This window comes from Ancylobacter polymorphus, from assembly GCF_022836935.1.
Lineage (GTDB): Bacteria > Pseudomonadota > Alphaproteobacteria > Rhizobiales > Xanthobacteraceae > Ancylobacter > Ancylobacter polymorphus_A.
Genome location: NZ_CP083239.1, coordinates 312835 through 325717, shown reverse-complemented (window position 1 = coordinate 325717; position 12883 = coordinate 312835). Strand labels below are relative to the sequence as shown.

The 12883-nt window shown below is 67.6% G+C and carries 13 protein-coding genes; 8 read left to right on the top strand and 5 right to left on the bottom strand.

The features are described from left to right. Positions 1-14: 14 nt before the first annotated feature. On the top strand, positions 15-1415 hold the full coding sequence (locus K9D25_RS01450) for a glutamine synthetase family protein (protein WP_244378559.1): 1401 nt from the start codon (positions 15-17) through the stop codon (positions 1413-1415). Between the two features lie 201 nt (positions 1416-1616). Here K9D25_RS01450 and K9D25_RS01445 read toward each other — a convergent pair whose 3' ends face one another. Then, on the bottom strand, positions 1617-2678 hold the full coding sequence (locus tag K9D25_RS01445; RefSeq protein WP_244378549.1) for an LLM class flavin-dependent oxidoreductase: 1062 nt from the start codon (positions 2676-2678) through the stop codon (positions 1617-1619). A 249-nt stretch (positions 2679-2927) separates the two neighbouring features. After that, on the bottom strand, positions 2928-3332 hold the full coding sequence (locus K9D25_RS01440) for a DUF1127 domain-containing protein (RefSeq protein WP_244378547.1): 405 nt from the start codon (positions 3330-3332) through the stop codon (positions 2928-2930). A gap of 192 nt (positions 3333-3524) precedes the next feature. Between K9D25_RS01440 and K9D25_RS01435 the strand changes: the two genes are divergently transcribed. Together K9D25_RS01435 and K9D25_RS01430 are read left to right on the top strand one after the other, a co-directional pair. Then, complete coding sequence (locus K9D25_RS01435; protein WP_244378544.1) at positions 3525-4409, top strand: LysR substrate-binding domain-containing protein; 885 nt, start codon at positions 3525-3527, stop codon at positions 4407-4409. A gap of 60 nt (positions 4410-4469) precedes the next feature. Further along, positions 4470-4886, top strand: a complete 417-nt coding sequence (locus tag K9D25_RS01430) for a VOC family protein (RefSeq protein WP_244378542.1) — start codon at positions 4470-4472, stop codon at positions 4884-4886. Here K9D25_RS01430 and K9D25_RS01425 read toward each other — a convergent pair whose 3' ends face one another. The 3 genes from K9D25_RS01425 to K9D25_RS01415 form a co-directional block, all read right to left on the bottom strand. Then, positions 4887-6257, bottom strand: coding sequence for a glutamate--cysteine ligase (locus K9D25_RS01425; protein ID WP_244378541.1), 1371 nt, complete (start codon positions 6255-6257; stop codon positions 4887-4889). It lies immediately after the preceding gene. A gap of 145 nt (positions 6258-6402) precedes the next feature. Continuing rightward, entirely contained in the window at positions 6403-7536 is a 1134-nt protein-coding gene (locus tag K9D25_RS01420; RefSeq protein ID WP_244378540.1) for a carboxylate-amine ligase, read from the bottom strand. 208 nt (positions 7537-7744) lie between these two features. Further along, positions 7745-8512, bottom strand: coding sequence for a 16S rRNA (uracil(1498)-N(3))-methyltransferase (locus K9D25_RS01415; RefSeq protein ID WP_244378538.1), 768 nt, complete (start codon positions 8510-8512; stop codon positions 7745-7747). Between the two features lie 81 nt (positions 8513-8593). Here K9D25_RS01415 and K9D25_RS01410 point away from each other — a divergent pair, with 81 nt between their 5' ends. The 5 genes from K9D25_RS01410 (at position 8594) to K9D25_RS01390 (ending at position 12722) form a co-directional block, all read left to right on the top strand. Beyond that, positions 8594-9352, top strand: coding sequence for a hypothetical protein (locus K9D25_RS01410; RefSeq protein ID WP_244378536.1), 759 nt, complete (start codon positions 8594-8596; stop codon positions 9350-9352). A 4-nt stretch (positions 9353-9356) separates the two neighbouring features. Further along, positions 9357-10313 (top strand): 4-hydroxybenzoate octaprenyltransferase, encoded by a 957-nt coding sequence (gene ubiA, locus K9D25_RS01405; RefSeq protein WP_244378534.1) that lies wholly within the window; start codon positions 9357-9359, stop codon positions 10311-10313. A 78-nt stretch (positions 10314-10391) separates the two neighbouring features. Beyond that, positions 10392-11024 (top strand): ribonuclease D, encoded by a 633-nt coding sequence (locus K9D25_RS01400; RefSeq protein WP_244378532.1) that lies wholly within the window; start codon positions 10392-10394, stop codon positions 11022-11024. 163 nt (positions 11025-11187) lie between these two features. Continuing rightward, positions 11188-11994 carry a hypothetical protein gene (locus K9D25_RS01395; protein WP_244378530.1) on the top strand — a complete coding sequence of 269 codons (807 nt, stop codon included), beginning with the start codon at positions 11188-11190 and terminating at the stop codon, positions 11992-11994. A 47-nt stretch (positions 11995-12041) separates the two neighbouring features. Beyond that, a complete protein-coding gene (locus tag K9D25_RS01390) occupies positions 12042-12722 on the top strand; it encodes an LptA/OstA family protein (protein ID WP_244378528.1) in 681 nt (226 codons plus the stop codon). Positions 12723-12883 lie beyond the last annotated feature (161 nt).

Below are 12883 nucleotides of genomic sequence, written 5' to 3'. Positions count from 1 at the left end.
TCAGGAAGGCAATCATGGCCAAGAAGAAGCGTTCTGATAAGGACGCGGTCGACAATCCCCGCGGCGTCACCACCCTTGCCGAGGCAAAGGCATGGATGGCTGCACGCGGCATTACCGAAATCGAATGCGCGGTGCCGGATCTCGCCGGCGTCGGACGCGGCAAGATCATGCCGGTCTCGAAGTTCCTGTCCGGCCCGACGATGAACCTGCCGCTCAGCGTGTTCTTCCAGACCATTTCCGGCGACTACCCCCCTTACGACAATCTCGTCGACTCGGTGGTGGTGGACAGCGATCTGGTGATGGAGCCGGACTTCTCCACCCTCGCCATCGTGCCCTGGGCGCAGGACCCCACCGCGCAGGTGATCCACGACGCCTTCCACCGCGACGGGCGCCCGGTGGAACTGGCGCCCCGGCAGGTGCTGAAGAACGTGGTCGATCTCTACGCCAAGAAGGGCTGGAAGGCGGTCGTCGCGCCGGAGATCGAGTTCTATCTCGTCGAGCCGAACACCGATGCCGACTACCCGCTCAAGCCGCCCATTGGCCGTTCGGGCCGGCCGGAAATCGGCCGCCAGTCCTATTCGATCCAGGCGGTGAACGAGTTCGACGCCCTGTTCGAGGACATGTACGACTACTCCGAGGCGCAGGGCCTGGAGATCGACACGCTGATCCATGAGGACGGCGCGGCGCAGATGGAAATCAACCTGCTGCACGGCGATCCCATCGTGCTCGCCGACCAGGTCTATCTGTTCAAGCGCACGATCCGCGAGGCGGCGCTGCAGCACAAGATCTACGCCACCTTCATGGCCAAGCCCATCGCCGACGAGCCGGGCTCGGCCATGCACATCCACCAGTCCATCGTGGATGGCGAGACGGGGCGCAACATCTTCTCCGACGCCGATGGCGACCCGACGCCGGAGTTCTTCTCCTTCATCGCCGGCCAGCAGCGCTACCTGCCGGCGGTCATGTCCATCCTCGCGCCTTACGTGAATTCCTACCGCCGGCTGACGCGCGATTCGATGGCGCCGATCAACGTGCAGTGGGGCTATGACAACCGCACGGCCGGGCTGCGCGTGCCGCCCTCCTCGCCGGCGGCGCGGCGCGTGGAGAACCGGGTGCCGTCCTCCGACGCCAACCCCTATCTCGTCATCGCCGCCTCGCTCGCCTGCGGCTATCTCGGCATGGTGGAAGGGCTGCGCCCGACCGAGCCGCTGGAAGCCGACGCCAAGGGGCTCGATTTCGAGCTGCCGCGCGGCCTGCTCGAAGCGGTGGCGGCGCTGCAGCACTCGGAGGAAATCGCCACGGTGCTCGGGCCGTCTTTCGTCAAGACCTATACGGCGGTGAAGCAGACCGAGTTCGACACCTTCATGCGGGTGATCTCGCCCTGGGAGCGGGAATATCTGCTGCTGAACGTGTGAGCTTAACCCCCTCCCCGGCGGGGAGGGGGCTATCGCCGGCGTACTTCGAGGCCGGCCTTGCGGCCGGCACCTCAGCATGACGAACGGCATGACTGGCTGGACCGGTTCGCGCGCCGTCATCCTGAGGCGCGCGCAGCTCGCCTCGCAGGATTGGGCTTTCGGCCAATCAGCCCGGCCGCGTTGCCAGCAGCCCTCTACCCCTCACGCCGCCACCGTCTCTTCCGCCAGAATCTCCCGCACGCGCGGTATGACCTTGGTGCCGTAGAGTTCAATGGCGCGCATCATCCGCGCGTGGGAGAGCGGGCCGGCGCTGTACTTCAGATCGAAGCGCGAAAGGCGCAGCGCCTTCGCCGTCTTGGCGATCTTGCGCGCCACCGTTTCCGGCGATCCGAGATAGAGCGAGCCATGGGCGATCTCATGCTCGAAGGCGTCGCGGCCATAGGGCGGCCAGCCGCGCTCGGCGCCGATGCGGTCATGCATGCGCTTGTAGTCGGCATAGAATTCCTCGCGCGCCTGCGCATCCGTCTCGGCGATATAACCGTGCGAATGCACGCCGATCGGCTGCGCCGTGCCACCAAGCTGGCCGATGGCCTTGTGGTAGAGATCGACATAGGGCGCGAAGCGGGCCGGATTGCCGCCGATGATCGCGAGCATCAGCGGCAGGCCATAGCGCGCCGCCCGCACCACCGATTCCGGTGAGCCGCCAACGCCGATCCAGGTCTTCAGTGTGCCGGATTCCACCAAGGGATAGACGTGCTGATCCCTCAGCGGCGGGCGCAGCTTGCCCTGCCAGGTGACGCCTTGCGCGGTGGCATTGTCGCGCAGCAGCGCCGCGAACAGATCCAGCTTCTCGCTGAACAGCGCCTCATAGTCCTTCAGGTCGAAGCCGAAGAGCGGGAAGGATTCGGTGAAGGAGCCGCGCCCGAGAATGACCTCCGCCCGCCCATTGGACAGCGCATCGACCGTGGCGAAGCGCTGGAACACGCGGATCGGATCGTCGGAGGACAGCACGGTGACCGCCGAGCCGAGGCGGATGCGCTTTGTCCGCGTGGCCATGCCGGCCAGCACCACTTCCGGCGCGGACACGGCGAAATCGTCGCGATGATGCTCGCCGACGCCGATAAAGTCGATGCCGACCTCATCCGCCAGCACCGCTTCGTCCACCAGATCGCGAATCACCTGGGCGTGGGAGAGCGGGCGCCCATCGACGCCGGAGGTCACGTCGCCGAATGTGTCGAGGCCGAGTTCGAGAAGCTGTGCCATGGGAGAGGTCCCCTTCGTGTCCGGCACCGCGCCGGCGCTCCCCATATGGACCGGACGCGGCCGGTGCGCATCCCCGGCGCTGCAAGGACGGGATTTCGCTTCTGCAAGCAAAGGGCTGCCGCCGTGGAGCGAAGGCACAAAAAAAGCCCGCTGGACCAGCCAGCGGGCTTCAAGTCGGCGACACGAGGGGGTCGATGTCGCCGTAAATTCGTGCGGGCGGCCGGTGCCGCGACGAAAATGCGGGCATGGTCAGCCGCAGGAGACGGGAGTGTCCTGGCGGGGGGTGACGGGCGAAAGACCGTCGGAGCGGCGGTCGCGCGCGGCCTTGCCGGCGGCGTCCTGCCGTGCGGCCTCGCGCAGCGCCTCGCGCATAGTCGAGCGGCGGGCGGCGCGGCGTTCCACCGAGCGGACCACGAGCACGGCCGTCGGGTCCTGCCACAGCGGGCCGGACGAGGCGTCGAGCAGGTCGCCGCGGGTGAGGCCGATATCGCGCAGCATGCGGTCGTCGAAGCCGCCGAGCTGGGCGATATGGCGCCGGCGGGCAACCGCCTTGATGAACTGGATGGACCCCATGACAGCGGCGATCAGCAGCCCGCTCGCCGCGGTACCGAACGAGGAGAAGGGCTTTCTCCGGACTTCGCCAACAAACGACATCGTATCCTCCATGTGCCGGCCGCGCAGCGACGATGCGGGGTTTGTGAGCTGGGGGAGGCGTGGGGGCCACCCGATCTCGACATCGTCCGTTCGCGGCGGGATCGTTATGAAGGAGCGGGATCAATCACGCTAGCGAATGTTTATGATCGCTGATATCATCAGGATTGATGATAGGCCATCGTGAGGGCTCCGATGAGCGTGTTGCTCGATATTGATCAATTAAGAACATTCATTGCGATTGCCGAAACCGGCAGTTTCACAAAGGCTGCCGAGGTGGTTCACAAAACCCAGTCGGCGGTGTCGATGCAGATGAAGCGGCTGGAGGAGCGGGTCGGCCGGCCGATCTTCGCCCGCGACGGGCGCGCCTCGCGCCTCACCGATGAAGGCGACCGGCTGCTCGATTATGCCCGCCGCATCGTCAAGCTGAACATCGAGGCCATGGCCAGCCTCGCCTCGGCGGAACTGTCGGGCCGGGTGCGGCTCGGCGTGCCGGACGATTACGCCGACCGATACCTGCCGGAAATCATGGCGCGGTTTTCCGCCACCCATCCCAATGTCGAGCTGACCGTGGTGTGCGATCCCTCGACCGATCTCGTCGACCGCATCGACACGGGCGATCTCGACCTCGCTATCATCACCGATTGCGAGACGATGAATCGCGAGACCGAGATCATCCGCCGCGAGCAATTGCTCTGGGTGGGCTCTACCCGCCATTCCGTGCATCTGGAAGGCCCGGTGCCGCTGGCGCTGGGGCGGCAGACCTGCAACTGGCGGCAGGAGGCGATCTCCATGCTGCAGGCGGTCGACCGGCCATTCCGCATTCTCTACACCTCATCCAACTCGACCGCCGTTTCGGCGGCGGTGCTGGCCGGGCTCGCCATTTCCGTGCTGCCGGAATCCGGGCTGCGCCCCGGCATGCGGGTTCTGGGGCCGTCCGACGGCTTCCCGGCGCTGGCGCCCTGCCGTATCGGCCTGCTGCGCAACCGCCACGAGGCGTCCCCGCTCGCCGACGCGCTGGCCCATCACATCGTGCAGGGGCTCGACAACATCTCCGACACGGCGATCGCCGCGGAGTGAGCGGCGCCTGAACCCGCATGGCCCGCGCGGCGTCTCTGCCACTGCCAAGGAGATCGAGTGATGAGCCGTCCCGTTCCCGGCGATATCGTGCCTTTCCTCCGCTACAGTGACCCGGGTTCCGCCATCAACTGGCTGGAGAAGGCACTCGGCTTCAAGCCCCTCTTCGTCGTGGAGGACGGGCAGGGCGGCGTGGCCCATGCGGAACTCGCGCTCGGCACCAGCGCGATCATGCTTGGCGGCGCCAAGGACGACGTGCTCGGCATGCGCAGCCCGGCGCAGGCGGGCGGCGTCACGCAGGGAATCTATGTCGTGGTGCCCGATGCCGATGTCGCGTGGGCCCGCATCCAGGCCGCCGGCGCGCAGGTGGTGATGGCGCTCTATGACACGCCCTATGGCTCGCGCGAATTCACCGTGCGCGATCCCGAGGGGCATCTGTGGAGCGTCGGCACCTATCGGGCCGGCAGCTACCAGGGCTGATCAGTAGGCATCCTCGACGAAAACCGGCTCCACCGAGCGGTTCCACACGCCCTCATAGCGCTCCAGCAGCACTTCCGCCGGAGTCTTGCCGGCTTTAAGGCTGGCCTCCAGCGGGGCGAGGAAGCGGCTCTCGTCGCGGCCCTGGCTGTCGCGATAGTCGCGGCGCTGAAGGCCGGCGCGGGTGATCTCGACCACGTCGCGCGCCACGTCGAGCAGGGAGCGCCCGGCGATCTCGGCCTTGAAGCCGAGCCGGGGCACCTCGTCGCGCAGCTTCTGCCGCTCCTCCATGCTCCAGCCCTTGGCGAGGTCCCAGGCGGCATCGAGGCTCGTCGTGTCGTAATAGAGCCCGGTCCACAGCGCCGGCAGCGCACACAGGCTGCGCCACGGCCCGCCATCGGCGCCGCGCATTTCGAGGTAACGCTTCAGCCGCACTTCCGGGAAAATGGTGGAGAGGTGGTTGGCCCAGTCGGAGACCGTGGCGCCCTCACCCGGCATGGCGGGGTGGCGGCCGGCGAGCAGATCACGGAAGGACGAGCCGGCGACATCGATATAGCTGTCGCCGCGCTTGATGAAATACATCGGCACATCGAGCGCGTAGTCGACATAACGCTCGAAGCCCATCCCGTCCTCGAAGGCGAAGGGCAGCATGCCGGCGCGGTTATTGTCGGTGTCGCGCCAGATTTCCGAGCGGTAGGAGAGGAAGCCATTGGGCTTGCCTTCCGTAAACGGCGAATTGGCGAAGAGGGCGGTGGCCACCGGCTGCAAGGCGAGGCCGACGCGCAGCTTCTTCACCATGTCGGCTTCGGAGGCGAAGTCGAGATTCACCTGCACGGTACAGGTGCGGTACATCATGTCGAGGCCGCGCGTGCCAACCTTCGGCATGTAGTTCGACATGATCTTGTAACGGCCCTTGGGCATGACCGGCGTTTCCGCCAGCGTCCATTTCGGGCTCATGCCGAGGCCGAGGAAGCCGAAGCCGAGCGGCGTCGCCACCTCGCGCACCTGGTCGAGATGGCCGTTCACCTCGGCGCAGGTCTCGTGAATGGTGATGAGCGGCGCGCCGGACAGTTCGAACTGCCCGCCCGGCTCCAGCGAGATCGCCCCGCCACCGACCGTGTCGGCGAGGCCGATAATGGTCTCGCCTTCCATGATCGGTTCCCAGCAGTTCAGCGCCTGCATGCCTTCCAGCAGGGCGCGTATGCCGTTGGGACCTTCATAGGGCACCGGCTCGTGCCCCTTCAGCGTGAAGGGAAACTTCTCGTGTTCCGTGCCGATGCGGAATTTCGACGGCGCTTTGCTACCCGCCTCGAACCACGCGACGAGTTCGTCGCGGCTTTCGATGGGCTGCGTGTCGATCTGGTCTCGCGCCATGGGGAACTCCGGGCGGCATGCGGGGCGCGCGACCATACACACGCCAAGCTCCGGCGCAAATCGCTGTAACTACCGATGGAAAATGGAAATTGCGGGGCCGCAAGCGCCCCTTCAACCTGTCGCTGTGCCCGCCCGCTGCGGCGGGCTATTGCGCGGAGGCGTGGGCGAGCCAGGTGTTCACCGCCTTCAGCCCTTCCGCGCGGTTGCCGGTGCGGTGGGCGGCTTCCTGATAGACGGCGATCTGGATGTCGGCGCTGGTGCCGCCGCGAATGATCGTGCGCAGATGCTCCAGTTCCGCCCGCCCGCCGAGCGCGTCGGCGTCCTCGGTGAGCTGGTCGATCAGCGCCTCCACCGCCTGCGCCACCGGCACCGCCTCGCGGGCGCGGCGGTCGACGAAGCTGCCATGGACGCCATAGCGCTGGGCGCGCCACTTGTTCTCTGCCGCGATGGCGCGCTCGACCGGATCGATGCCGGCATTGAGTCTTGGGTTGCGCACGAGATGGCGCACCAGCGCCCGGTAAAGCGCGGCAATGGCGACGGAATCCTCCACCCGCGTGCAGCTGTCGGGCGCGCGCAGTTCCAGCGTCGGGTGCTTTTCCGACGGGCGGATGGTCCACCACACATAGCTCGAATCGCGGATCGCCCGCGCGGCCACCAGCGCGTCGATATAGTCCTGGTAGTCCTTCGCGCTCTCGAACAGTTCCGGCAGGCCGGTGCGCGGCAGCTCGTCATAGGCGGCGAGGCGGTAGCCCATCAGGCCGGTGCGCTTGGATTCCCAGAAGGGCGAGGAGGTGGAGAGCGCGACGAAGACCGGAAGATAGGGAAGGATGCGGCGCATCACGTCGATGCGCTGGTCGGCGTCCGGGAGTTCCACATGCACATGCATGCCGCACAGCATGTTGCGCTCGCCCAGCATCTGCAGGTCGTGCATCAACCCGTCATAGCGCTGCGTCGGCGCGCGCTTGCCACCCTGCCAGCTGGCGGTGGGATGGGTGCCGGCGGCGATGAAGGCGAGGTCGAAACCAGCGCTCACCTCAGCGAGGCTCCGGCGCAGCCCGTGCAACTCCCGCCGCGCCTCGGCGGCGCTGCGGTGCGGACGGGTCATCACCTCGATCTGCGACGGCTGCACGTCGCCCGAGACGGCGGGGCCGAGCGAGGTCCGTATCTGGTTCATGAAGGCGGACGGCACGCGCCGCAGCGGGCTTTTGGTCTCGGCTTCGACGAGGAAATACTCTTCCTCGATGCCGATGCGGTATTCTTCTGTTCCGACCTGAGACATCACGACCTTCCCGCATTCACGCCACGAACCGGCGCCGTTGTCGCTTAGCCGGCAGCGAATCAACAGGGCGGTGCGTCGCGGGGAGGGATGATGGAGAAGTAAGACCTCCGTGTGACCTTTGCGTTTACTACAGATATTGAAAATACATTTTAATTAGTCGATTGATGAGATCTGCGGATAGTTGGGGCGCGGCAGGCTTGGCGTCCGGTCAGCGTGCGGCCTGACGGGCGGCTTCCACCAGGGCGAGGGCGGCGACGGCAGCGGTGTCGGCGCGCAGGATGCGCGGGCCGAGCGACAGCACGATGGCACCGGGATGGGCGGCGAGCAGGCGCCGCTCCTCCTCGGCGAAGCCGCCTTCCGGGCCGATCAGCACCGCAAGCGGGCCGGCCACGGCGGCGCGCAGCGGCGCCAGCGGGTCGGCCTGCGGCGCCGCCTCGTCGCAGAAGACCAGCCGGCGGTCCGGCTCCAGCGCGGCGAGCCAGCGCGGCAGCGGCACGGGCTCAACGACCTGCGGCGGGGTGAGGATGCCGCATTGCTCAGCCGCCTCGATGACATTGGCACGCATGCGCTCGGTGTTCACCCGGGTCGCCTGGGTGCGCCGGGTCATCACCGGCACCAGCCGGCCGGCCCCCATCTCCACCGCCTTCTGCACCATGTAGTCCAGCCGGGCATGCTTGAGCGGGGCAAAGACATAATCGAGATCGGGCGGCGGCGACTGGCGCCGCAGCTGCGCCTCGCAGCGCAGCAGCACCTCGCGCCGTCCGCCGGCCTCGCGCACCGCGCGCCACTCGCCATCGCGGCCATTGAACAGATGCAGGTGCCCGCCCACCTCCAGCCGGATCACATCGGAGACATAATGCGCCCGGTCGCGGTCGAGCCGTACCAGCGCGGCCTCGGTCAGCGGCTCCTCGACAAACAGCCGTTGGGCGCGAAAATCATAGGGCTCAGTGGTCGAATCGTCGTGGGCGCGGGTCATGGGTCGATTTTCGTCCGGAATTTGCAGGAAATATCGCGGGCGCCGCGATGTTGCCCAATCTTTCATGCCTCTGTATCACGCTTGGTCAACGACACGGCACCGATCGACCACCTGATGAGAGATTGGCTTTTGAACACGCACCCGAAGCGCCTGCGGGCACGTAGCATGACCCCGACGCTGGCAGGCGTTCTGCTCGCCGGGATGCTCGGCACGCTCCCGGCCGGCGCGCAGTGGATCGGCGCGCCCGGCGGTTCGGGCGGCGAGGCCTCCTCCGGCGCGGTGGTGGTTCAGCCGGTGCCTATCGCACCGCAGGCGGATGAGGCCGCGCAGCCGGCGCCCGGCTTCAGTCCGGGCTTCTCTGCGGGTGCTGGCGGCCTCGCTCCCGGCGTCGCCGCGCCCCCGCCGCAGCAGGCCAATCCGAATGCCTCGGAATGCCAGGGGCAGGTCGCCAAGCTGCGCGAAGAAGTCGAGAATCGGGGCAAAGCCCTGGAGGGCGCCGCGAAGAAGAAGGCGTCGCCGTCCGAGCTGTGCCCGATGTTCCGCAGTTTCGCGAACGCGCAGCAGAGCTTCTATTCGTACCTCAACACCAACAAGACCAAGTGCGGTGTGCCCGACGAGGTGCTGGCGAAGTTCAAGCAGAATGTCAGCTCGGTGAACACCACGCGCAACAAGGTCTGCGAGGTGGCGAAGATCCAGGAAAGCGGCGGCGGTGGCGGCCCCAGCGGCCCGCCGCCCCAGGGAGCGATCTCCGCCGGTCTCGGCCTGTCGAGCGGCCTGCCGACGACGGGCGCACCTCCGGGCGGCGTGTTCGACACGCTCGGCGGCGACGCGCTGCGCTGATCCGATGATCCCGGCGGCGCCGTCTCCTGTCGGGCCGGTGCCGGCCGATTCCGCCGGCAATTGGGTGGATCGCTACGCCCCGGCACCGCTCCGCCCCTATCTCCGCCTCGCCCGGGCCGACCGGCCGATCGGCAGCTGGCTGCTGCTCATTCCCTGCTGGTGGTCGCTGGCGCTCGCCCTGCGGGTGCAGGCCGAAGGCGGTGCGCCCGCCTATGGCGCGGCGGTGGGCTGGGCGGTGCTGTTCGCCATCGGCGCGGTGGCGATGCGCGGCGCCGGCTGCACCTGGAACGACATTCTCGACCGGGACATTGACGGACGCGTGGAGCGCACGCGCTCGCGCCCGCTACCGGCCGGGCAGGTGACGCTGACGGGTGCGCTGGTCTTTCTCGCGCTTCAGCTGCTCGCGGGGCTCGCCGTCCTTCTCTGCCTGCCGTTTTTCGCCATCGGTGTCGCGCTCTCGTCGCTCGGGCTTGTGGTGGTCTACCCGCTGATGAAGCGGGTGATGTGGATCCCGCAGCTGGTGCTCGGCCTTGCCTTTTCCTGGGGCGCGCTGATGGGCTTTGCGGTGCTGCTGCAAGCGCTGCCGGCGCCGGCCTTCCTGCTCTATGCCGGCGCGGTGCTGTGGGTGGTGGGCTATGACACGATCTATGCCCATCAGGACCGGGAGGACGACGCCGTCGTCGGGGTGAAATCTTCCGCCCTGCTTTTCGGGGCTCATACCGCTAAATGGCTGGCGGGCCTTTATGGCGCCGCCCTGGTGCTGATCGGCCTCGCATTGGTGAGCGCCGGATCGGGTCCCTGGGCCTGGGGCGGGCTCGGCATCTTCACCGTGCAGCTCGCCAATCAGCTGCGCCGGCTCGATATCGACGATCGGGAGCTGTGCCTGCGGCTGTTCCGCTCCAACCGTGATTCCGGGCTGATCCTGCTTGCCGGCCTCGTGGTGGACGCGCTGCTCGCCTGAGCGGGGGCGCCCGCTGCCGGTTGCCGGGGCGGGGGCGGTGGTGGTAAGCAGCGCAAACTCTTCAAAATTATGGTTCCCATGAGCATCCGCCTGCACCGCGGCGACCTTGTCGACCTCGCCCGCTACACGCCCGACAAAGCGCCCTTCGTCGCCATCGACACCGAGACGCTCGGCCTCAACCCGCACCGCGACCGGCTGTGCGTGGTGCAGCTCTCTCCCGGCGACGGCACCGCCGATGTGGTGCAGATCCCCGCCGGGGCGGGTCCGGGCAGCGCGCCGAACCTCGAAAAGCTGCTCACCGACCCACGCAGCGTGAAGCTGTTCCACTTCGCCCGCTTCGATGTCGCCGTGCTCGGCAAGACCTTCGGCCTCACCGTGTCGCCGGTGTGGTGCACCAAGATCGCCTCGCGGCTGACCCGCACCTATACCGACCGGCACGGGCTGAAGGAGCTGGTGCGGGAACTGCTCGGCGTTGACCTGTCCAAGCAGCAGCAGAGTTCGGACTGGGCCGCGGACGAGCTGAGCGATGCCCAGCTGCACTATGCCGCCTCCGATGTGCTGCATCTGCACGCGCTGCAGGCGCGGCTCGCCGCCATGCTGGCGCGCGAGGGGCGCGGGGAACTGGCGCAGGCCTGCTTCGAGTTCCTGCCCACCCGCGCGCAGCTCGACCTCGCGGGATGGCCGGACCAGGACATCTTCGCGCATACGTGAGCGCTTCGCGCACATGTGAGAATGCGGCCCGACAATCGCCGGCTTTTCGCGCGAGGGGGAGAGCGGGCGGCCATGCTGGCTTGCGCCTTCGGCCGGAAGCCGCCATCTTGAGCCCCGGCCGGGATGCGGAAGGTGGCCGTCAGTCGGGGATGAACCGTCGCGCATGAACAAACATGTCGAACCCCCCGCGGTGCGGGGCGCGAAGACGAGCGAGCCGGTGGTGCGCCGTGGGTCGGCGAATGTCGCTGCGCACGAGGCCCGGCGCGCCAAATTGTTCAAGAACGCCCGGCGCCACAGCCGGCGCGTGCGGTTCCTGCGCGTGGCCCTGCCACTCGGCGTGATCACCGCTATCGGCGTCACCGTGGCGATCAATTATCTCGATCCCTTCACCCTCGCCGTCGACCTGCCCTTCGATCTCGGCCGGGTGTCGCTGTCGGGCACGCAGGTGAAGATGGAATTTCCCCGCCTGCACGGGTTCACCGCCGATAATCGCGGCTATGACGTGTCCGCCTTTTCCGCCTCGCAGGATCTGACGCAACCCAACCGCATCACGCTCGACAAGATCGAAGCCAAGCTTGAGCTGGCGGACAAGGGCTGGGCCAATCTGACCGCCATCGGCGGTAGCTACGACACCAAGACCGAGAATCTGACGCTCGACGGCGGGGTGATTTTCGACACCTCGTCCGGCTATGGCGGGCGGCTGAAGGAAGCCGAGATCGACGTCAAGGGCGGGACATTGGTGTCGAAGAGCCCGGTGGAGCTGACCTATCTCGACGGCAAGCTGACCGCCGACACGCTGGAAGTGTCGCAGAAGGATTCGCGCGCCCTGCTCGTCGGCAATGTGCAGCTGGATTTCAAGATGCCCGCCCCGGAGAAACCGGCGACCGAGAAGCCGGCGACGCCGGCGCCGGCGGCGGTCGCCGCGCCCGACGCCGCAACGCCCGCGCCTGCCGTCGGCAGCAATCCGTGACCCCGCCCTCATTGAACCCCCGGCGCGGGGCAGGTAGACATGTCGGGATGAACATGCCCCTCGCTTTCACCCGTTCCGGCCTCGCCGCCCTCGTCCTTACCGCCGGCCTCGCGGGGGCGTCTTCCGCCGCGCTGGCGCAGGCCAATAATGTGCCGAACGCCCTGCAGGGCTTTGCGGCGAATCGCGACGAGCCGATCCGCATCAACGCCAACAGCCTGGAAGTGCGCGACCAGCAGAAGCAGGCGGTGTTCAGCGGCAATGTCGTGGTGCAACAGGGCGACACCACCATGCGCTGCAAGGAGCTGGTGGTGTTCTATGACGGCAAGGACGCGGCCGGGGGCAAGGACGCGCCGGGCGGCAAGCCGGCGGCGGCTTCCGGCGATGCGCTGGCGGCGGGAAGCCCGATCAACTCCTCCGCGATCCGCCGGCTGGAGATCAACGGCTCGGTGGTGGTGACCACCAAGGAACAGACCGCCACCGGCGACCAGGGCGTGTTCGAGACCAAGGCCAACACCATCACGCTCACCGGCAATCCCGTGGTGCTCACCTCCGGCCCCAACGTCATTCGCGGCAAGAAGCTGACCGTGGATCTCACCACCGGCCTGTCGCGCTTCGACGGCGGCCGCATCGAAAGCCTGATCGTGCCCAACAGCATGAAGGGCGCGGATGGCGCGCTGCCGGGTGCCAAGCCGGCCGCGCCGGCGGCGAAGCCGAAACCGGCGCCCTGAGCCTGCCGGCGCCGCTCGGTGGGGCGGCGCTTTGCCGTTTCGCACCCCCAATGGCGGGCGGGCGCGGTGACGGCCGGCGATTGGCGCATCTTGGGGTGCATGGGCACCGTTTCCGGCTTTTGCCTCACTCTGCCCCGATTCCGGCCCGCTTCTTGCATCGC

Bases quoted from the DNA above. Each gene is read 5' to 3' on its own strand.
- ubiA (WP_244378534.1), top strand. From the start codon at position 9,357: ATGATCCCGGCGGCGCCGTCTCCTGTCGGGCCGGTGCCGGCCGATTCC.
- K9D25_RS01395 (WP_244378530.1), top strand. From the start codon at position 11,188: ATGAACAAACATGTCGAACCCCCCGCGGTGCGGGGCGCGAAGACGAGC.
- K9D25_RS01445 (WP_244378549.1), bottom strand. From the start codon at position 2,678: ATGGCACAGCTTCTCGAACTCGGCCTCGACACATTCGGCGACGTGACC.
- K9D25_RS01440 (WP_244378547.1), bottom strand. From the start codon at position 3,332: ATGTCGTTTGTTGGCGAAGTCCGGAGAAAGCCCTTCTCCTCGTTCGGT.
- K9D25_RS01390 (WP_244378528.1), top strand. From the start codon at position 12,042: ATGAACATGCCCCTCGCTTTCACCCGTTCCGGCCTCGCCGCCCTCGTC.
- K9D25_RS01425 (WP_244378541.1), bottom strand. From the start codon at position 6,257: ATGGCGCGAGACCAGATCGACACGCAGCCCATCGAAAGCCGCGACGAA.
- K9D25_RS01400 (WP_244378532.1), top strand. From the start codon at position 10,392: ATGAGCATCCGCCTGCACCGCGGCGACCTTGTCGACCTCGCCCGCTAC.
- K9D25_RS01420 (WP_244378540.1), bottom strand. From the start codon at position 7,536: ATGTCTCAGGTCGGAACAGAAGAATACCGCATCGGCATCGAGGAAGAG.
- K9D25_RS01415 (WP_244378538.1), bottom strand. From the start codon at position 8,512: ATGACCCGCGCCCACGACGATTCGACCACTGAGCCCTATGATTTTCGC.
- K9D25_RS01430 (WP_244378542.1), top strand. From the start codon at position 4,470: ATGAGCCGTCCCGTTCCCGGCGATATCGTGCCTTTCCTCCGCTACAGT.
- K9D25_RS01450 (WP_244378559.1), top strand. From the start codon at position 15: ATGGCCAAGAAGAAGCGTTCTGATAAGGACGCGGTCGACAATCCCCGC.
- K9D25_RS01435 (WP_244378544.1), top strand. From the start codon at position 3,525: ATGAGCGTGTTGCTCGATATTGATCAATTAAGAACATTCATTGCGATT.